18 protein-coding genes are annotated in these 19302 nt (G+C 46.5%); 1 reads left to right on the plus strand and 17 read right to left on the minus strand.

Translation table 11 applies throughout. The features are described from left to right. Positions 1-111: 111 nt before the first annotated feature. The 12 genes from ACFYU8_RS11350 to ACFYU8_RS11405 all read right to left on the minus strand — a co-directional run bounded on the left by ACFYU8_RS11350 (position 112) and on the right by ACFYU8_RS11405 (position 12023). Positions 112-927: a hypothetical protein gene (locus tag ACFYU8_RS11350; RefSeq protein WP_390298346.1), complete on the minus strand. Its 816-nt coding sequence runs from the start codon at positions 925-927 to the stop codon at positions 112-114. Between the two features lie 162 nt (positions 928-1089). After that, the gene (locus ACFYU8_RS11355; protein WP_390298350.1) at positions 1090-2076 is read right to left on the minus strand and encodes an ROK family protein; all 987 of its coding nucleotides are present in this window, start codon (positions 2074-2076) and stop codon (positions 1090-1092) included. 27 nt (positions 2077-2103) lie between these two features. Continuing rightward, positions 2104-2928, minus strand: coding sequence for a sugar phosphate isomerase/epimerase family protein (locus ACFYU8_RS11360; RefSeq protein ID WP_390298352.1), 825 nt, complete (start codon positions 2926-2928; stop codon positions 2104-2106). 5 nt (positions 2929-2933) lie between these two features. Then, positions 2934-3908: a Gfo/Idh/MocA family protein gene (locus ACFYU8_RS11365; RefSeq protein WP_390298355.1), complete on the minus strand. Its 975-nt coding sequence runs from the start codon at positions 3906-3908 to the stop codon at positions 2934-2936. Positions 3909-3923: 15 nt separating this feature from the next. Continuing rightward, a complete protein-coding gene (locus ACFYU8_RS11370) occupies positions 3924-4898 on the minus strand; it encodes a Gfo/Idh/MocA family protein (RefSeq protein ID WP_390298358.1) in 975 nt (324 codons plus the stop codon). A gap of 13 nt (positions 4899-4911) precedes the next feature. Next, positions 4912-5901, minus strand: a complete 990-nt coding sequence (locus ACFYU8_RS11375) for a Gfo/Idh/MocA family protein (protein ID WP_390298361.1) — start codon at positions 5899-5901, stop codon at positions 4912-4914. Between the two features lie 106 nt (positions 5902-6007). Continuing rightward, positions 6008-6850 (minus strand): carbohydrate ABC transporter permease, encoded by an 843-nt coding sequence (locus tag ACFYU8_RS11380; RefSeq protein WP_390298365.1) that lies wholly within the window; start codon positions 6848-6850, stop codon positions 6008-6010. 30 nt (positions 6851-6880) lie between these two features. After that, the gene (locus ACFYU8_RS11385; RefSeq protein WP_390298368.1) at positions 6881-7840 is read right to left on the minus strand and encodes a carbohydrate ABC transporter permease; all 960 of its coding nucleotides are present in this window, start codon (positions 7838-7840) and stop codon (positions 6881-6883) included. 71 nt (positions 7841-7911) lie between these two features. Further along, on the minus strand, positions 7912-9195 hold the full coding sequence (locus ACFYU8_RS11390) for an ABC transporter substrate-binding protein (RefSeq protein WP_390298371.1): 1284 nt from the start codon (positions 9193-9195) through the stop codon (positions 7912-7914). A gap of 152 nt (positions 9196-9347) precedes the next feature. Next, entirely contained in the window at positions 9348-10553 is a 1206-nt protein-coding gene (locus ACFYU8_RS11395; protein WP_390298374.1) for an ROK family transcriptional regulator, read from the minus strand. Between the two features lie 168 nt (positions 10554-10721). Further along, positions 10722-11708 (minus strand): LLM class flavin-dependent oxidoreductase, encoded by a 987-nt coding sequence (locus ACFYU8_RS11400; protein ID WP_390298377.1) that lies wholly within the window; start codon positions 11706-11708, stop codon positions 10722-10724. Positions 11709-11729: 21 nt separating this feature from the next. Next, positions 11730-12023, minus strand: a complete 294-nt coding sequence (locus tag ACFYU8_RS11405; RefSeq protein ID WP_390298634.1) for a hypothetical protein — start codon at positions 12021-12023, stop codon at positions 11730-11732. Positions 12024-12719: 696 nt separating this feature from the next. Between ACFYU8_RS11405 and ACFYU8_RS11410 the strand changes: the two genes are divergently transcribed. After that, on the plus strand, positions 12720-12962 hold the full coding sequence (locus ACFYU8_RS11410) for a hypothetical protein (RefSeq protein WP_390298380.1): 243 nt from the start codon (positions 12720-12722) through the stop codon (positions 12960-12962). 250 nt (positions 12963-13212) lie between these two features. On the opposite strand, the gene ACFYU8_RS11415 is transcribed toward ACFYU8_RS11410, so the two are convergent. The 5 genes from ACFYU8_RS11415 to ACFYU8_RS11435 all read right to left on the minus strand — a co-directional run bounded on the left by ACFYU8_RS11415 (position 13213) and on the right by ACFYU8_RS11435 (position 19047). Then, entirely contained in the window at positions 13213-15447 is a 2235-nt protein-coding gene (locus ACFYU8_RS11415) for a glycosyl hydrolase family 18 protein (RefSeq protein WP_390298383.1), read from the minus strand. A gap of 154 nt (positions 15448-15601) precedes the next feature. Then, a complete protein-coding gene (locus ACFYU8_RS11420; RefSeq protein WP_003387736.1) occupies positions 15602-15823 on the minus strand; it encodes a helix-turn-helix domain-containing protein in 222 nt (73 codons plus the stop codon). 419 nt (positions 15824-16242) lie between these two features. Then, positions 16243-17166: an ABC transporter permease gene (locus tag ACFYU8_RS11425; RefSeq protein WP_390298386.1), complete on the minus strand. Its 924-nt coding sequence runs from the start codon at positions 17164-17166 to the stop codon at positions 16243-16245. Positions 17167-17225: 59 nt separating this feature from the next. Next, the gene (locus ACFYU8_RS11430) at positions 17226-18149 is read right to left on the minus strand and encodes an ABC transporter permease (protein ID WP_390298388.1); all 924 of its coding nucleotides are present in this window, start codon (positions 18147-18149) and stop codon (positions 17226-17228) included. A 34-nt stretch (positions 18150-18183) separates the two neighbouring features. Continuing rightward, complete coding sequence (locus ACFYU8_RS11435; RefSeq protein ID WP_390298391.1) at positions 18184-19047, minus strand: ABC transporter permease subunit; 864 nt, start codon at positions 19045-19047, stop codon at positions 18184-18186. Positions 19048-19302 lie beyond the last annotated feature (255 nt).

Below are 19302 nucleotides of genomic sequence, written 5' to 3' on the forward strand. Positions count from 1 at the left end.
ACCCACAAATTCTATTACGTTTGACCTGTTTTTCCTGCCAAAACGTGCCATAGTTTAATGATACATGAATCGCGGGGGAAAACCCTATGAGTCTAAAGGCCAAAACACTCATTAAAAGTACGTGTTCCCAAAATCGTGACTTAAATCGAGTGTTTGACCTTCTTCGATTGTAATGGTAGAGACCTGATATTTCTTATCCATTAGACTCATCGATAAAAATGCATCCCATTTTTGTATGTATGGTTTCAATTTTGTTATGGGATATTCATCCACAGGCAGGTCAATGTTGCGAGTAGTTTGTGCGGATACGACCAAGACGTGGTATTCTCCAACCGGCAAGTTACCAAGCTCGTAGTTTCCATACCCATTTGCTTTTGCTGCAAATAATCCCGAGTTTTTTGGAGCTAAACCTATTGCAAATACCCCCTCCTCTACATCGGTAATCGTATTTTTATCAAAATCTGTACGAATGAGCAGAATCTTTGCATTCACTTCTGGCTTCGTTCCAACAAAATCATTGTACTGCCACGTAATCGTCCCCTTGAGCGCTCCCTTTTGAGTCGGAAGTGCTGGTTGTCCCACTTGTCCCTCACCATTGCTTTGTTGGCCTACCGTTTCAACAGGATAAGCCGCTGGCATCGCCACGTCCGTTGCACTATTTCCCTCCGACGAAACAGGTACAGCATTCGACTGCTGATTTGTGCCCGCTTCCTGACCTGTAGACACCGGACTTACTGGTGCAGGCTGATTCGTTTCCTTTTTCGCTACGGGTCGCGCCCCTAGTAGATCATCAAGGTTTTTCCCAGATAAATAAAAAATAGCACCGCTGGCAATTCCGAGGATGATGGCAACTACCAATAAAAAAGTAAGGAGTTCTTTGAAAAATCCGGGCTTCTTCGCTGCTTTTGCTGTTTTGGCATCTGCCATGGTACCCCTCCGTCAATCTCTCTATCAAGTTATGTGAAGATTTTCCAATCAATATTTTACCAATAGATAGAATCTAGGTCTAGGCTCCTATGACTCGCACTGTACACGAAACAGGAAAAGCCGATGTCTACCAAACATCGGCTTCTAGCACTTTCATTCTTGTTATACCTCAACCATTTCACGCTCGGACGGATAATACATGCCTGCTGCACCGAGCACGCCTGCTTCCGCTCCAATCGTAGTCAACTGGATGTTCACTTGGTTTGCCATCCGAGAGATAGAGCGCTCGCGAATGACATTCTTCGCTTCGGCTAGCAGCAGCTGTCCGTTCTTCATCACACCGCCACCAATGACGATCACCTGCGGATTGAACAGATGGATCAGATTGGTCAGCCCGACCCCGAGATAATAACCAGCTTCCTTCATCAAGGTCATGCTGAGCAAATCTCCCCGAACCGCTGCCTCTCCGACCTCTCTAGCCGTTATCCTACTCAGATCATTCCCATTTTCAACGAGCAACGAGCTTGTGACGCCCTGTAGAAGCTGCTCTCTTGCTCTACTTGCCAAAGCCAGTCCAGACGTGTAATTTTCCAGGCATCCTCTATTCCCGCACACGCACAGCGGACCTTCCGGATCAATCGAAATATGCCCGAATTCCCCGGCACTATCGCCAACACCAGTAATCAGCCGTCCTCCACTAATAATGCCAGCACCAACACCCGTACTGACCGTTACATAGATCAAGTCTTTCGTGCCTCGTGCACTTCCAAACGCCCATTCTGCTACCGCTGCTGCATTGGCATCATTGATCAATTGCACGGCTACGCCGAATCGCTCCTGAAGTATCGCGCCGATCGGCACATCGCTCCAGTTTAGATTGCTCGCAAAAATTACCATTTGGCGCTGCGTATCAATAATTCCCGCAGTTGCAATCCCGATTCCGCGAATGCGAGAGAGATGGATGCCGCTATCGTCTAGGACAGTCTGCACCAAATCACCAATACGATCGATGACTGCCTGTGCTGCCTCTTCTGTTTGAGTCGCTGCGTTCGCCTGACTGAGGATGTTGCCATGCTGGTCGACGATCGCGGCTATGATCTTTGTACCACCCAAATCAATCCCGATGGCATATGGTTTGTCTTGATTCATCTTACGCTTCACATCCTTGCTGTCCATTCACGATTGAAAAATGGCGTCCAACGCTTGGGACGTATGCGCGATCAATTGCTCTGGTAACTGGCTGTAAGGCGAGATTTCCGGGATGATGTAGCCGTCGTACCCGATCTCACGTAACGCTTCCACCACACGGTTCCATGGAATATCGCCAGCGAGCAGCGGCACGAAACCTGTGATGTTTCCTGTTGACGTCTTGAAATCTTTGACGTGAATAGCTTGGATTCTCTTGCCCAAAATACGAATCCATTGCTCAGGAAAACCGAATTGCAGTACGTTGCCCACATCAAAATAAGCGCCTACCCAAGGACTGTCTACTTCATCGATCAAGCGGGCCATCTCCAGCGGACTGAGCAAAAACTTGTTCCATACGTTTTCTACCCCGATGTATACCTGATGCTGCTCCGCCTTTTTCGCCAAGCGCTGCAATGCTTCACGCGCCCGCTCATAGGCGGTATCATACGACACCTCAGCCGTTACGAGACCTGGGACGACAAGAACAGTCCGTGAGCCAAAAATGCTTGCCGCCTCTATCATTTTCTCGACAACACGAATGCCTTTCTCGCGGATCGCTTCCTCATTGTGTGTCAACGGATATTTCCACAAAAGGGCAGTAGAGACGCTTGGCAGCTCCAATCCTAGTCCGCGAGCCTCGTCCGCCAAGCCTTTCAATTCCTGCTCTGTCATCTCTAAATGAAAGGGAGCATCTCCCTCGTCCAAATTCAGTTCTACCCCTTGATAGCCATGTGCTTTCGCCTGGCGAAACATTTCTTGCACGCTCGTTTCCTTTGGGAAGCACCACGCATTGATCCCCTTTTGAAAAGCCATGTTGCTCACTCCCCTTTTCTCAAAATAGTGACAGGCTTCCCTTCTTGTGCCGATTGATTCGCTGCCAACGTTACTTCTAGCGTCTTTCTCGCTGATTCATACGGCGACAGAATCAAGCTACGATCCCCTGTTACAATCGCTGTGATAAACGCCCGATCTTGCTCCACGTACATATCCACCGTGCTCTCTGAAGTACGTGTTCCCCGTTCATCCATGATTGCTAATTGCTTTCCATCAATCATGACGCGAAAGTCTTTGCCCAAGATTTCTACATTTGTACGGTGATCCGGCTGGATGAAGCACGTATCCAGATGTCCTAGCGCTCCTGACTGAAACACCATACTGATGGAAGACACGTCTGGAATATCGATGCTTGGGATGTCACATGAGACGAGCAAGGCCATCTGCGCATAAACCTTCTCGATATCTCCCGCCAAAAAACGCATCAAGTCCAAAGTATGCGTCGCCTGCTCGACAAGCTGTCCGCCTGACTTGCCCATTTCTCTCCACCAAGGTGTCGTGACGAACTTGGTCAAATAATGGCCGCGCACGAGGGCAATCGACTTGCCTTCCAAGTATGCTTTCGCTTCCTGCACGATATCGAGATAGCGCAGGCAATAGCCAGTCGCGGTGATAATCCCTGCCTTTTCAATCGCTGTCTGCTTTTCGCTCACTTTCTGCATGTCCAACCCAATTGGCTTTTCCACAAACAGATGAATCCCTTTCGCAGCTGCCGTTTCCTCAATCTCTTCATGTGCAAAAGGAGGGACGCACACAAACAAAGCATCCAGCTTTTCTGCCTCTAATAGCTCGCGCCAAGAGGTGTAGCCATGCGCACCAATGCGCTCAGCAGTCTCTGCAGCCGCCTCTTGGTTCACGTCGCACACTGCAACGACCTGTACCCTTTCGTCCGCTAGCAAGCCTTTTAGATGATGCTGCCCGATTCCACCTACGCCGATCATGCCTACACGTACACTCATGCGTTATTCACCGTCCTAGCGTAATACAACTGGTTGCTTTTGTTCAGCGGATTGATAAGCTGCGAGTGCTACTTCCACAGCTCGCAAGCCGTCTTCACCCGTAATCGACGGCGCTTTCTTTTCACGCACGCTGGTGACGAAATCTTTGACCAATTGACTGTCCATGTCATCGCCCCAATTGACCCACTTCAAGCCTTTTTCATTGGAATAGACGTCCAGCTTCTGGGAAAAAGCGTCGAGCGAAATCGTGCCTTCTGTCCCGATAATTTCCATCGTCACGTCTCCCCAAGTTGGGAAGGCCTTGTTGCGAGACCAGCTGCAATCGAGTGTGGCAAATACACCGTTCTCAAATTCCATGGTCAAAATACCGCAATCGTCAATCGGCGTATCGGAAAACTTGCTGTCTACCTCCGCGTAAACCTCACGTACCTCGGAGTCCATGAACCAACGCATCAGATCCACAACGTGAACCGTATGATCAATCACTGCACCGCCGCCGGATTTTGCCGGATCGACGAACCAACCACCAGGATTTTGTCCACGGTTCGTGCCCCGGATCGCCATGATACGACCTACCTTGCCTTGCTCCACTAATTGCTTTGCTCGAACGACAGCCGGATGGAATCGGACAGGGAATGCCGTCTGCAAGATGACACCCTGCTCTCGGCAAATGTCGATCATCTCTTGAGCTGCCTCTGCTGTAGTTGCCAGCGGTTTTTCGCACAAGATGTGCTTGCCTGCCTTCGCTGCCGCTAATGTATGCTCCTGGTGCTTGGCGTTTTCCGAAGTGACGATAACCGCATCCAGATCGGTTGCAAGGAGCTCATGATAATCTGCGAAAAACGGAACACCAAACTTTTCAGCCGCCGTCTTTCCACGTACTTCATCCTCGTCTGCTACCCCGACCAACTGAACCCCATCTAATTTCGCAACCGCATTTGCGTAGCTGTATGCATGCATATGTGCAACACTCATGATTCCGAGTTTCATGTCCAGTCCCCTCCTACACCAAAGTTACGGGTTTGCCCGTTTCGATTGACACAAGCGCAGCACGAGCGATTTCTACCGCTTTCACGGCGTCTTCTGCCGTCACGATTGGCTCCAGATCACGGTCGATGCATTCGATGAAATGCTTCAGCTCTCTGAAATACGGGTTTTCACGCAACGGACTCTCCGGAACTGCGACTCCGCTCATGCCTGCTTGCTTTGAACGATTGACGGCCACTAGCGGTTTTTCCTTCGAGCTGTCGTATTGAATGACGCCTTCCTTGCCTGCCAACTCCATTTTCATCGCGAAGCCTTCATGTGCCCACGAGCCTTCCACATGTGCAATCATGCCGTTCTTGAAGCGAAGCGTAACCAGTGCGTAATCCATCCGGGAAAAGCCTCGACCAAGCAAGCCTTTCGCGTACACACGTTCCACATCCCCGAAGCACCAGCGCAAAAAGTCAAAATCGTGAATGATCATATCTAATACAAGGCTGCCACTGTTTTTGTAATCCGCGTACCAGTCGTTCCACGCTGTCGGGAAGATACCACCGCGGAACGTACGCGCCACACCGACATTGCCAATCGCACCATCATTGACCAACTGACGGGACTTTTCGTATTCAGGGAAAAAGCGCAGGACGTGTCCGACGAACAGCTTGACGTTCTTCTCCCGGCAATAATCGACGATAAAACGAGCTTCTTCCTTATCACGAGCCAACGGCTTTTCGCAAATGACATGCTTGCCTGCGTCCGCAGCCTTTTTCACATAGGTTTTATGCAGGTACGTAGGCAAACACACGTCTACGATGTCGACCTGCTCCAGTTTTTCCATGGCCTCTTCATAGCTCTCGAACCACGCCGTTTTTGTTTCGGCTGCCAGCTCTTTTCCACGCTCGCTGCGGATATCGACGATTCCAACCAGCTTGACACCTTCCATGGCAGCATACGATTTCGCGTGAACAGTCCCCATGGTTCCTGCTCCGATTACCAGAACATGATGCATAATGGTTTCACTCCTTTTTTCGAAAATGACTATTTGCGGTTGTTCAAAAAGCCAACTTTTGATCACGAAGTAGTCCTGAAAGTTAATTCGACTTTTTGAACTTGGACTATTTGGACCCAGTTAGGGTAATTCCCTCAACAAAATGCTTCTGCAAGAAAATAAAGACGATGATCATCGGCCAAATGGCAAGAACAGAGCCCGCCATCAAAATCGGGTAGTTCGTCAAGTTTGTGTGCTCGCCCGTCAAGTACGCCAAGCCAGCGGAGAGCGGCATTTTATCAGGCGTGCTGTTGACGATCAGCGGCCACATCAGATCGTTCCAAGACCACAACGCCACGAAAATGGCGAGTGCGATCAAGCCAGGCTTCGCCAGCGGCATCATAATTCTCCAGTAAATCTGAAAATGATTGCAGCCATCGAGCTTCGCCGCTTCTTCCAGTTCTTTTGGCAACGACATGAAAAACTGGCGCAGAAGAAATGTACCGAATGCACTGAACAATCCCGGTACAATCAATGCTGTCAAGGTATTCAGCCAGCCAAGCTCTTTCATGATCATAAATTGCGGGAGCAGAAACACCTGACCTGGAACCATCAAAACGGTCAAGAACAGGATGAACAAGGCGTTTCGCCCTGGAAACTCAATTCGCGCGAATGCGTACGCCGCAAGTGAGCAGAGGAATACTTGTCCGATTACCTTCGCCACAGTTGTGATCACGGTGTTCCAATAAAAGTCCAAGAAGGGCAGCATCTCAAAAATATGGGTGTAATTCTCCCATTGATACTTGGTGGGCAAAATGACCGGAGGCACCTGCGTCGATTCGCCCAGTGACTTGAGAGAAGTGAGAACCATCCAGACGAACGGTGCAACCATCACGAGAGCACCCACAATCAACATCAGATGAATCAGCAAATTCTTGGCCGTTTTATTCCGACTCGTATAAGCACTCATTTCATATCCCTCCCATCTGTCCAGTATCGATTAATCATAGTGAACCCATTTTTTCTGCAATTTCATTTGAATAGCAGTGACGATCAGAATCATCACCAGAAGCACGACGGCAACTGCGGCCGCATAGCCACCGTTCCCCGATTCGAATCCATTCGTAAAGAACAAGTACGCCATCGTTTGTGTCTGCTCTGTTGCCGGGTTGCCCATTTTGCTTCCGAGCATCAGATAAATCAGGTCAAATACTTGAAACGCCCCGATCAAGGAAGTGATACTGACGAAAAAGATCGAAGGGGTCAACAGTGGCAGGGTAATCTTGAAAAACATGCGAATCGGACCCGCTCCGTCAATTTCTGCTGCTTCGTAATAGCTTCTCGGGATGCCTTGGAGTCCAGCCAGAAAAATCACCATGTTGTATCCGATAGAACTCCAAACGGCTACGATAATTACCGCGTACAAAGCAATGGCGGGATCAGATATCCAGCGTGGGCCCTCAATGCCTACCAAGCCCAGTAAATAATTGATCAGACCGTAATCAGCGTTGTACAACCATCTCCACACCATCGCCACCGCTGCTGCCATCGTCACAACGGGCAGGAAGAACAGCGTGCGATAAATCGCAATGCCCTTAATTTTCTGATTAAGCAGCACAGCGATAAAAATGGAGATGGCGATACCTACTGGAACTGCGACCACTGTATAAATCAGCGTGTTTTTCAGCGCGATCCACAGGTAAGGGTCCTTGAACAACAACTCGTAATTATGTAAGCCAGCCCACTTGTACTTGCCGAATCCTCCCCATTTGGTAAAGCTCAAATATATGGTTTGTACGATCGGCCATAAGTAGAAGACACCCAACCCGATCAATGTGGGAGCAATCATGAGATAGGCCCAGAACCAATCACTTCTCTTCATGTGATTTAACGATTTTTTCGTTTTTGGCTGGACGGCGGCGTGCATTTCAGGCTGCAACTGGCTGCTCATCGCATTCATTCCCTCCTTACATCAGCTTTTCAATAAAGGATGGCCTCGTCCATGATACGAAGCCATCCATCATGGACCTTTTATTCTTGACTTAGCATTTCGTTCATTTTTTGCGCGAGCTCTTTGGAAGCATCCTCTACGCTCATTTGACCAGCCCAAGCCTTGGTCATGAGCTCTGTTTCCAGCTTGGCCCACTTCGCCGTGTCTTTCGAAATTGGATACGATTTCGCCAAAGCTGCCTGATCAATAAAAATTTTCAGATTAAAGTTCGGCATGGATTGTATCCATGTATCTTGTGTTCCGTTAAACGCCGGAATCGCAGCACCCGATTTTGCCAGGATTTCTGCCCCTTCTTTAGAGCCCAAGAATTTCACGAATTCCCATGCTTCCTTTGGATGCTTGGTATTGGCCGCAATCACGTTGCCCAGGCCGTGGATAACGCTCGTGTTCTCTTTTCCTTTTGGAAGATACGTCACGTCCACTTTGTCCTTTGTATACTCATTCTTATTAAAAGCGGATGCCATCCATGATCCGTTGTACATCATCGCGATCTTCCCTGATTCAAACAACTGTGTTGCCTCTGTTTCGGACAATTGCGCTGCGGTGGGCGATGCTTTTTCGTTGATCAGGTCTGTCCAAAACTTGAGACCTTCGATCGTTTCCGGTTTGTCATAGCCGGACGTTTTCTTGTCTTCCGAAATGATATAGCCACCATTTTGATAGATGGTGTTATAGAAGCCGTCCTGTCCATAAGGAGGTGCTGCAATTCCCCAAACGCCTTTTTTCTCATCAGTCAGTTGCTTCGCTACTTCCTTCAGCTTGTTCCAATCCCAGGTTTCGTCTGGATAAGGTACTTTTGCGTCGTCAAACAGTTTCTTGTTGTACCAAAGGCCAATGGTGTCGAAATCTTTCGGTAGCGCGTAGTTTTGTCCATCGTAGGTGTAGAGATCTATGAGAGCTTTTGGATAATTGTTCAAATCGATGCCATCTGCCTTGATTTGATCTGTAATCGGCAAAAGCATGTCATTTGCTGCGTATTTAATGATGCGCGGACCATTAATCCAAAATATGTCCGGCAAGGTGCCACCCGTTGCGGCTGCCTCCATCTTTGTCCAGTATTGCTTGTTAGGCGTTAGCTCGATCTTGATGTCCACGTTCGGGTTCTTTTCGTTAAACTTTTTCGCCATTTCCTCTATCGCAGGCACTTGGTTTTTGTCCCATAGCGCGTACGTGAGCGTTACCTTTTCGCCTGAAGCAGCAGGCTGGCCCGTCGTTCCGGAAGACTCTGTGCTTTGTCCTCCGCCCGAACATCCTGCTACTGCTACCAAGAGAGCAGCCATTGCAATCGAAACCAACTTCTTCATCAGAAATCCCTCCTCGATTTACGTTCTCCTCTTTTACCCCCAGAATATAGCCAAACGCGACACGCTTCCCTTTTCGACTCGCCCCCTTTCAACGATTTTTGATGGTTAAACTTTCTTTTTCCAGTGACCAAATAAAGTATGTAAAAAAGATGTTACAAGCTGAAGTGAAAAACATCTTGTAACAAAACAGCAGCGGCAGCCTTGACCTCGAAATCAGCCCCCAATACAGTTGGACGGAATTCCAGACCTTCTACCATCGTCCCCATCGCTTGAACCATCACTTGTTTTTGGATACGCTCAAACAACACTTGGTTGTCCCGTATCATTTCTCCACCGAGAATAATCAAGCTCGGGTTGAACAAATTCACCAGGTTCACAATGCCAATCGACAAGTAAGAAGCGATCTCGTCGACGATATCTTGGCATACTTGATCCCCTTGATGCAGGGCTTGGCGGAAGACATCAAAAGTGATTCTTGTCATATCTCCGTCAGCCAAATCCATGACGAGCGTTTCTTTTCCGCGTGTAACGGCGGACAGTAAGCCTGAGTAAATAGCTGGCCACGCCACGTAGTTTTCCAAACAACCGACGTTGCCGCAATCACAGCGCATCCCACTTCGATCGACCGTCGTATGCCCGAATTCACCTGCTCCACCACGGCTTCCTCGGAAGATGGAACCGTTTACAACTAGCCCTGAACCAACCCCTTCTCCTACAGTAACAAACAGGAGATTGTCAGCATTCAGTCCACCACCGAAGTTTTTTTCAGCCAACGCGATTGCATTGGCATCATTGTCGAGCCATGTTTTTAGCCCAAAACGCTCTTCTGCCATGTCCTTTAACGGAACATCATGCAAACGCAGCTTGGAGTTGAAGCGGATGACCCCACTCGCTGCATCGACAATCCCTGGTGCGATGATGGAAATACCTAGACAACGACCAACATAATCCATTGACTGGAGAAAGTCCTCGATCGAATCCAGCACATACTGGATGATCAGGTCGCTCACTAGACCAGCTTTCACCGGATAGATTTTCTTTTGCTTTGTAGCCGCTTCCAAATTCATTTCGGCAATCGTAATCGCTGTATTCGTAATGGAGACGCCAATCAAAAACTTCCCGTCTGGACAGAAGCGAACCATAATCGGCTTGCGGCCACCCTTTGACTCACCTGTTCCATCTTCTGCAACCATGCCGTCACGGATCAGTTCATTGACTGCCGAGGTGACCGTAGTTGGACTGATGCCCTGCTTTTTGGCAATATCACTCCGCGAGATGGGCCCAAACTGGCGAATAGTGTCGAGTATAATAAAGCGATTAAGCTCTTGGATTAGTTTCAGATCTCCAGTTCTGCGCATCGTATTCGTTCACCCTTTGTTTTTCCAATGACTTTATAAAGTGATCATACTGAAATTTTTATTTTGTGTCAATTTCGTTTTTTCTTATATTTCAATCAATTTTTTCTGATCGAGCTTACATAGAAAAAGCCGATTTCCTATACGCTAAGGAAAAATCGGCTTTTTCATTTACTTACAAGCAGGGATTACATATTTAGCAAATAAATCTAAGGATGAAAGCACTTTACGATGTTCGAATCCACCAAAATTCATCACGGCCATAAAGTTCGTTACACCTATTTCACGGTAGGACTGAACATGCTTAATGACATCCTCTGGACTTCCGATTACTGGATTAAAATTCTGTTTAAGGACTTCATAAGGGATATCTTTTCCATGTGGAGTATTCATAAATAATTGATAAGGAGCTTTTGCATTTGATTCAGCTTCTGCAAAAGTTTCACCAACATGAACATGAAACGCAACGGGGATTTCTAAATGATCTGGATTACCGTGTCCTGCTTTCTGATACGTATTTTTGTACGTATCAATCAATTTGGCTAATTCATCTCGGGATTTGCTAAATCCTAGCCCCATGAAATTGCCTCCCATACTGGCAACATGAGCAGCACCTATTTCACTAAAGGTGGCAATCCAGTGAGGGGGAAACGGAGCTTGTATCGGCTGGACGTTAAGCCTAATGTCTTTGTATTGAAAAAAGTTCCCTTGATGAGAAAATGGGTTGCCTGACCATGCTTTACGCAACACTTCTAGGGACTCGTTAAATCGTTGAGCTTTATCCTCCAAGGAAATATTATATCCTCCGAATTCCTTCTGATCATATCCACTACCTAAGCCTAAGTCTAACCTTCCATTTGATAAAAGATCGACAACTGCATAATCCTCAGCAATTCGCAATGGATTATGTAACGGAAGTACAGAAACACCAACACCAAGACGAATTCTTTGTGTCCTTTGAGATATTGCAGCGAGCATCACAGCCGGAGAGGGACTAATACCAAAATCCGTGAAATGGTGCTCGGTAAGCCATACCCCGTCAAAATTCATTTCTTCAGCCCAAACCGCTTGTTCCAATACCTCGTTGTAGAATTGTCTAGGTGTTCGGGTTGATTGATTTGGGTAATGGTCAAAAATCGTCAATGTACTAAATTTCAATTCATCTCAACTCCAAGTCATTTATTTATCTTTTTCTGAATCAATCCACCGATGACTTGCTTCTAAACCATCATTCATATCGTAAACCTCTCGAATCGCTTTTATCTTTTCAAGACTCTCCTGATTAAACACAGGTTGATTCTCAAAAGCACGCAGAACAATTCTCTCAAGAAGATCGCCTAGTGAAATATCATGATACTCTGCCATTGCTTTCAAAACTTTCACCATGCGTTTCTCCATCCTAACGCCTGTCTGCACACGCTCAACTTTTATTTTTTGCGCTTCTCCACTCGTTTTATCGTTTTGTTGTTCCATCATTACCACCCTTTTTTCACTATACATTATCCATATAGATATATACCTGTGTACCAAGGTAACAATATAACACATAGTGTTGTTTAAGTAATCTTTTTTTTTTCTGGTTATCGACAAAGACTATCAAGGAGGGATTTTATGGAAACATTATCCATCTGGTTCTGGATACTTTTCCTTTGCAGCATTGCTACTTTCTATCATCACTCCTGTTTCGAGCTTATTGTTCTCGATTGGTAGACCCTCTGGCAACGAGTTCGCCTTTATGTTTCAGCAAGCTTTTTCGGGTAGTACCTGGGCTCTCTTATACTGGCTGGTCATCTAGTCATGATTCTATGGTGGATTAAGAAGCTATTTACACGATGATACGAATACATGAGTCAAGTTAAGCTCCTATCCAACTGGGCTTTTCTTTTTGTTGATACTGCCCTAATTAGCGATGGAACTTACGCCCTACTGGCTTCAAGTATGCGAAAATGGATTGTGGATAGTCTGGTGAAAGTGACAATCCAGGATAAAGTTACCGGCTGCACTTATATCGCTATAGGTGTATTCGCTGCCTTTGCGAGTTCATCACAGAAATGATGTGGAGCTGATGCTCCCCCTTTGCTTTTCATCTAACTCCCAAGCTGAGCCTTATGGCTTGGCTTTATTCTTATGTATGTTAAAATTTACAAAAAAGGGAAATGGGGCGTTAGTATGAGTGAGCAGCCCTTTTGGTTTAAAGCGACTGCAACTGTTGTTGTTGTCATTGGAATTTTAGCACTACTGACAAGTGTCGCTTTCTTTCAGCTATTAGCATTAGTAGGCCTTGTCGTTATTTGTGCCTCGAAAGGCGTACTAGAATGGAAAAAGAACAGAGACTGGGCTGTTATTATTTTTGTACTGGTTGCATTACAAATCGTTATTTTTTTCAAGGCACTCTATCACTTTTTTACATAAGCCACTTTGTCAATGCGACATATGTGGAAAATATTTCTTGATTACTATTATGAACATTAATATAATAATAGTGAATTTGGAATTTTAAGGAGGGGCTTCTATGAATACTGCAATTGCGATTCTTACTTTTATTGGAGATCTCATTCCATTAGTCCTCCAACTGTTAAAAGCTTTTGCTTAATTTCCAAACGAACAAATAGGGGCTGTTCCTCCGTCATTTTCATGACTGGAGGGACAGCCCCTTCCCTACTTATTGGGTATCTGCATTTCCTTCTGTTTCTGGTGTTTGTTCTGTTTCTTCAGTACCTTCAGCACCTTCTGTTCCTTCTGTTTCCTCCACAACTGGCTCATCTACATAACCCTCGACGCCTTCAACTGCTGCTTGCTGCTGAGCTTGCCAGAGAGTCGCTACGTTTGTTGGCTCCCATCCCACGAGGGAAGTGTGTGGTTGCAAACATTTGTATACCTTGCCTTGATAGCTGACTAGGTCACCAGGCACGTAGCTTACATTTGGTGCCCATGCTGGAGTTCCCGGATTTGAAGCATCTGTCACGCCTACGACCTCGACGCTCTTCTGTGAAGAATTACCTGCTGCATCCTTCGCTACCACAGAGAAGGTATAAGAAGTGTTAGGCGTGAGTCCTGTGACAGTTGCAGTTGTAGTCGCTACATCCGCAGCTAATGCTGTCCCGTTGTAAACCTCGTAATTCGTCACCGCGATATTGTCCGTAGAAGCAACCCAGCTCAGACTGATACTCGTGCCTGTTTTCCCTGTTACAACTAGATTGGTAGGTGTGCTTGGAGGTTGATTATCTGGCTGAATCGTATCCGTCGTAACCGTCACCTCGTTGCTTGCTACTGAGGAATTACCTGTTGCATCCTTCGCCTTCACAGTGAATTGGTACGTAGTTCCTGCTGTAAGCCCGCTAATCGTCGTATTGGTACCGGTTACCGTTTTTGCAAGCTGAGTGCCATTGTATACCTCATAGCCAGTAACCCCTACATTATCGGTAGCAGCTCCCCAACTCAGGCTAACGCTTGTAGCTGTTTTTGCAGTCGATTGGAGCGTGGCTGGTGCTGTCGGCGGTACGTTGTCGACTGGAGCTGTCCCGCCCAGAAGATCACCATATACTTTATCTAGCAGTGCTTTGTTACGGTCTCCGCTAAATTCCCAGAACATCGCGCCTGCCAGACCTTTGGATGTAATATAAGAAGTTTTGTGTCCTGTTGAAGTCACGTCGTCATAGCTAATATATGTTTTCGAAGCCGGGTTGAAGAGATAGGGTACTTTTGCAGCGTCGTTCCAGTGGCGTATGAAGCCATTTTTGTTCAAGTAATTATTTTGGATATCCGTGAAGTCAAGCATACCAGGTTCCCATGTTCCTGTTGAAGGCCCTGTGCAATTTTGATATTCCCCATTGTTAGCCGTTGCGCAACCCGACCAGCCTCTCCCGTAAAACGGAAGCCCGAGCACGAGCTTGCTGGCAGGAACACCATCACGAAGATGACCCTCTACTGCCGTTTGAACATTATAGGTTTGAGCATTTGGCAAACCAGCTGCTCCTGCTGCCGGATCATAGGCCAACGGGGCGTTATGGCCAGTCTGATTTTGGAAGGCGCCATAGAAATCATAGGTCATAATATTGATCCAATCCACAACCTGGGCAATATTTCCAAGCTCTGTATTAGCAGCATAGCTAGGGCTGGCACCAGAGGCAATCGTCAAAAAGTACTCTTTGCCATCTGTTACCTCAGCCGCATCGAGTTTATCTCTGACTGCCTGTAGCAACAACGTATAATTTTGTTTATCTTCTGGACGTTTGCTATTTCCAGGCAATCCTCCACTAACCGGGTACTCCCAATCGAGATCGACTCCATCCATCTGATACTTCCGGATAAAATCTACCGAGGACTGTGCAAATGCTTGGCGTGCAGCCGGATCCGCAGCTACATCCGAGAAACGATTCGACCACGTCCAGCCCCCGATCGATATTAATGTCTTCAATTGAGGGTTTTTTTGCTTTAATTTTGCCAATTGATTCAGATTTCCGCGGATTGGCTGATCCCATTTATCTCCTGGAAAGGATTTTTGCACATCAATCCATGGATCTCCGAGAACGACTGTACCATTCGGAGCGTTAATATTGCCTACTTCATCCTGGCAAGCCCAAGTTTGTGGATTGGGTCCCGTCGGATCTGGGTTGCCGTGTCTGCCATTCCAGCAAATATCAGCAAAAGCGTAGTTAATATGGGTTACTTTATTTGGATCGATATCCATTACATTGTAGTTTCGTCCATAAGCTGCCCATGAGGGATAGTAGCCAATAATTTTGTAATTGGATACCGCTGCCGCCTCCGTTTGATTTTCCTCTGCTTGCGCCGCCTGTGCCGCCATGGGCAGTACAGAAGTAACAAGCAGAGCACCTACCATAAGCACATTCCTAACACATTTCGTAAATTTCATAGTATCCCTCTCGATCTTCATGGATTATCTTACAAATCCATCTTATTGCGACTTATATCACGATATGCTAATGCATTTACATAAATGGGAATAAAAGGGTGCTCAAGCACAAATGAACATAAAAAAACCCTCCCTTCCGACCAAGGGAAGAAAAGGGAGGCTGGGTGGACTGGGTTCAAATCTCTAGTTCACCAAGTCGAACGAGTTCGACTACTGCCTGAGATCGACCTTTGACACCTAATTTTTGCATGACGTTACTAATGTGATTGCGCACAGTCTTTTCGCTGATGAAGAGTTGTCCGGCAATCTCTTTGGTTGTCTTATCTTGGACCAAGAGTTCAAACACTTCTCTTTCGCGATTCGTTAACAACGGCTTGGTTTGGTCGCTACCCTTCAATCGTGCCACCCCTCCTTGTGGGCTCTACAGGAACAAGGTTGAGGGATTACAGAGTCACCTTATCCTATGATGGGGGGTGGGTGATGGTGCCGGAATTTCAAGGATTTTAGGCTTTTGCCTTACATCCTATTCAGAAAATGGGCAATGGGTTCCGAACACCGCTGAGAAACCTTCGACATCCGCCGTGAATTTTTCCTTTCGAGACGACGATGGCCACCAGTTGTCCCCCGTTCAGATCGCGACGAGTTCGCCTCGCCTGCTGAGATTGCCGTCGAAACCCAAGGCCAACACCGCCCCCGACACTCCAGTCTATTCACCTAACACACATACTGCTCCCTTCTTTTCGACTTCCTTTCCCTTGTTTTTAACTGGATCGACCAAAAAAGGCCCTTGATCCGAAAAAAATCAAGGGCACCTGCTCAAATGAACGGTGTACGATTATACGTTTGCTCGAACTTATCACGCAATCCTTTGGCCAACAAGCTAAACGATCCAATGGCAATCATGAATGCTCCCAGTGGTACGAGAAAAATCCACGTATAGTTACTGTAAATAAAGCCTCGGTAAGACCCGAGCAGCCCTGCCCATTCATGTGTGATTGAATGATACAGAAGGGGATCAAAGGTCATTTTCGTCCCACCTACAAACAGGTCAAATATGCCGAGAAGGCCCATCAATGTCATGACAGCGATCATTTCGGTCACCATCATGATGATGAGTTGCTCCTTCAAATGTGGCAAGATGTGGCGAAAAACGATTTGGTTTCGGCCAGCTCCCAGTGCAATGGTAGCCAAAACATATTGGGATTCTTTAATTTGTTCGGCCTTTTGACGTACAGAAGAGGCTACGGAAGGCGTTCCAAGTACAGAGACAAGCCCAATAAAAAGCAGCACGAGCGTGAATGTCGGCAGCTCGGAATTTATATTGATTCCTTGCAAAAGAAAATACACGGGAATAAATACAGGCATATAGCTCCATGCATTTTCAATTGCCAGCCACCAACGCTGCTCTTTATCTTGGATGCCGATATAGAGCCCAATCCATGTACCAAATAGCAGGCGAATAAATGCGACCGCAAGAGTAATAAAAACAGTGTATGGCGCTCCATGTAGCAAGAGGGTCAGTAAATCATAGCCCCATTTGTCGGTGCCGAGCAAATGATCCTCTGACGGTGGAAATGGCGGTGAGACCATGCTTAGTTTGCCATTTACCTCCTCATGACGCAGCTTCGCTTGATATTCCAAGTCATAAGGAGCCAAATAAGGCCCCGCCACAGCGATCACGATCAGAAGAAACACAAAAATACTCCCTAGCCATAAAGACAAATTGAATCGTTTCTTCATCCAAAAACCTCACTTATTGCCATCGAAGTCACAAGCCCTCATGTTGCCTAGACTAGTTCTTAAATGAATGGCGTCCGACTATAAGTCTGTTCAAACTTCTCACGCAATCCCTTGGCCAAAAGACTAAAGGAACCAATTGCAATCATATAAGCAGCAAGTGGAATCAGGAAAATCCACGTGTAATTCGTGTAGACAAAGTTTCGGTAAGTCCCGAGCAGTCCTGCCCATTCATGCGTAATCGAGTGATACTCAACAGGGTCGTAGTACATCGTTGTGCCACCTACAAAAAGTCCAAATATCCCGAGAAGACCCATCAACGTCATGACAGCGATCATCTCTGTCACCAAGACAATAACCAAATGCTCCTTCAAATGCGGCAGGATGTGGCGAAAAATAATCTGATCCCGCCCAGCACCCAGCGATGTCGCAGCTAAAACGTACTGGGATTCCTTGATTTGCTCCGTTTTTTGACGAATGGACGCAGCTACCGAAGGCGTCCCTAGCACTGCCACAACCACTATAAAAAACAACACGAGCGTAAACGTTGGCAATTCGGGATTGATATTGATTCCTTTCAATATAAAATAGACAGGAATAAATATGGGCATGTACCCCCAGGCGTTCTCAATCGCAATCCACCAACGCTGCTGCTTGTCCAATATTCCAATATACAGTCCGATCCATGCTCCAATCAATAATCGCAATAACGCAATCATGAGCGTAATAAAAATGGTGTAGGGTGCCCCGTGAAGCAGCACGGTAAGCAAATCATAGCCCCATTTATCCGTACCTAACAGGTGCTCGCCTGACGGTGCCAAAGGCGGCGAAATGATCACTTGCTTCCCGTTCACCATCTCATTGCGCACTTTCACTTGGTAATCGATGTCATAGGGGGCCAAATAAGGTCCGGCTACCCCAATAATCATTAGAAATAACACCAGGATACAGCCTAGCCATAAAGCCCAATTGAACCTCTTCCTCATACCATAACCTCACTCAATCCAAAAGAAGTCTGCGTTATTTATACACAACCGCGCGTTCAATCACATACAGAATGAGACGAATCAGTAAATAGACCAAAATGGATAGCAAAATAATACCTAACAGCCCCATGACAGCAGCATTGAATTCGTAACCGCCATCTTTGCTGAAAATAAAGCGGGTCAATCCTACGACGTTTAATAAGTACTCGACAATAAACAAGTTGGCTACCGTAATCGCAATCGTCTTCTTTAAATCAGCAATGAGAAACGGCTTGATATTTTTATAGACATGATGAATGAGAACATGCCAAATCCCCATCCCCTTGGCAAGTGCTGTTTTAATGTAGTCTTCGCCGCCGATTTGTACATACTTCAGGCTGACTACCTTCATGAGGAAGATCGTTGGTCCAATCGCCAGCAGCGTGATCGGAAACCAGGTACTCTCAGAGTCACTTACGGGTGACAAGGTGATAATTCGAATGTTCGTCAGCTTGTAAAATCCGACCGCACCCACAATAGAAACGACGATCAGGATAAAATCAGGAATCGTGGCAAGTAGATTCAAAACCTTTTGAAATTGACGTACGATCCGAAATCGTTGCAAGAGCAATCCAAAAATAATACTCGCAACGACTGCGACACTAACACTTGCGAACAGTAGTTCAAAGGAGCTAATTGCAAATGGGAGGATATCCTCTGCGATACTCCTTTCCGTTTGCCCCGAATAATAGGTTCCGAGGGAGCCCTCTGCAATCTGCTGAATCAAATATACCGTATGAACGATGATATTTCCCGGCTCGAACACAATTTCTTCCTTTTGCGTATATAGCATGAACGGCCCACCGCAAACGACGATAACTAGGAAAAACATCCCAAGTAATTGTTTCACATAGGTCAATCTCTCATACCCCCTTACTATTTCCAACAATACACTATCTATTAAAAATCATCCAGACAATAGAAAATATTTTATTTTTTTATTCTATTCAAACAGAATGGAAGTAAATAAAAAAGTGGCTGAACAGGATAGCCTGTCAACCACTGATGATAGCTTGTCGACTACTTCGCAGTAGAAGTAGCTACACGCAGCTGATCAGATCGAGAAGTAATGATCCATCTCTTTACATCCCTCCTTGGAATGATGCGTATCCTT

The organism is Brevibacillus sp. NPDC003359 (assembly GCF_042878995.1).
GTDB lineage: Bacteria > Bacillota > Bacilli > Brevibacillales > Brevibacillaceae > Brevibacillus.

What these genes read in the sequence shown, in the direction of transcription:
- ACFYU8_RS11355 (WP_390298350.1), bottom strand. Translation starts at nt 2,076, where the DNA reads ATGAATCAAGACAAACCATATGCCATCGGGATTGATTTGGGTGGTACA.
- ACFYU8_RS11405 (WP_390298634.1), bottom strand. Translation starts at nt 12,023, where the DNA reads ATGGAACAACAAAACGATAAAACGAGTGGAGAAGCGCAAAAAATAAAA.
- ACFYU8_RS11350 (WP_390298346.1), bottom strand. Translation starts at nt 927, where the DNA reads ATGGCAGATGCCAAAACAGCAAAAGCAGCGAAGAAGCCCGGATTTTTC.
- ACFYU8_RS11365 (WP_390298355.1), bottom strand. Translation starts at nt 3,908, where the DNA reads ATGAGTGTACGTGTAGGCATGATCGGCGTAGGTGGAATCGGGCAGCAT.
- ACFYU8_RS11415 (WP_390298383.1), bottom strand. Translation starts at nt 15,447, where the DNA reads ATGAAGATCGAGAGGGATACTATGAAATTTACGAAATGTGTTAGGAAT.
- ACFYU8_RS11390 (WP_390298371.1), bottom strand. Translation starts at nt 9,195, where the DNA reads ATGAAGAAGTTGGTTTCGATTGCAATGGCTGCTCTCTTGGTAGCAGTA.
- ACFYU8_RS11375 (WP_390298361.1), bottom strand. Translation starts at nt 5,901, where the DNA reads ATGCATCATGTTCTGGTAATCGGAGCAGGAACCATGGGGACTGTTCAC.
- ACFYU8_RS11370 (WP_390298358.1), bottom strand. Translation starts at nt 4,898, where the DNA reads ATGAAACTCGGAATCATGAGTGTTGCACATATGCATGCATACAGCTAC.
- ACFYU8_RS11395 (WP_390298374.1), bottom strand. Translation starts at nt 10,553, where the DNA reads ATGCGCAGAACTGGAGATCTGAAACTAATCCAAGAGCTTAATCGCTTT.
- ACFYU8_RS11385 (WP_390298368.1), bottom strand. Translation starts at nt 7,840, where the DNA reads ATGAATGCGATGAGCAGCCAGTTGCAGCCTGAAATGCACGCCGCCGTC.
- ACFYU8_RS11380 (WP_390298365.1), bottom strand. Translation starts at nt 6,850, where the DNA reads ATGAGTGCTTATACGAGTCGGAATAAAACGGCCAAGAATTTGCTGATT.
- ACFYU8_RS11410 (WP_390298380.1), top strand. Translation starts at nt 12,720, where the DNA reads ATGAGTGAGCAGCCCTTTTGGTTTAAAGCGACTGCAACTGTTGTTGTT.
- ACFYU8_RS11425 (WP_390298386.1), bottom strand. Translation starts at nt 17,166, where the DNA reads ATGAAGAAACGATTCAATTTGTCTTTATGGCTAGGGAGTATTTTTGTG.
- ACFYU8_RS11360 (WP_390298352.1), bottom strand. Translation starts at nt 2,928, where the DNA reads ATGGCTTTTCAAAAGGGGATCAATGCGTGGTGCTTCCCAAAGGAAACG.
- ACFYU8_RS11430 (WP_390298388.1), bottom strand. Translation starts at nt 18,149, where the DNA reads ATGAGGAAGAGGTTCAATTGGGCTTTATGGCTAGGCTGTATCCTGGTG.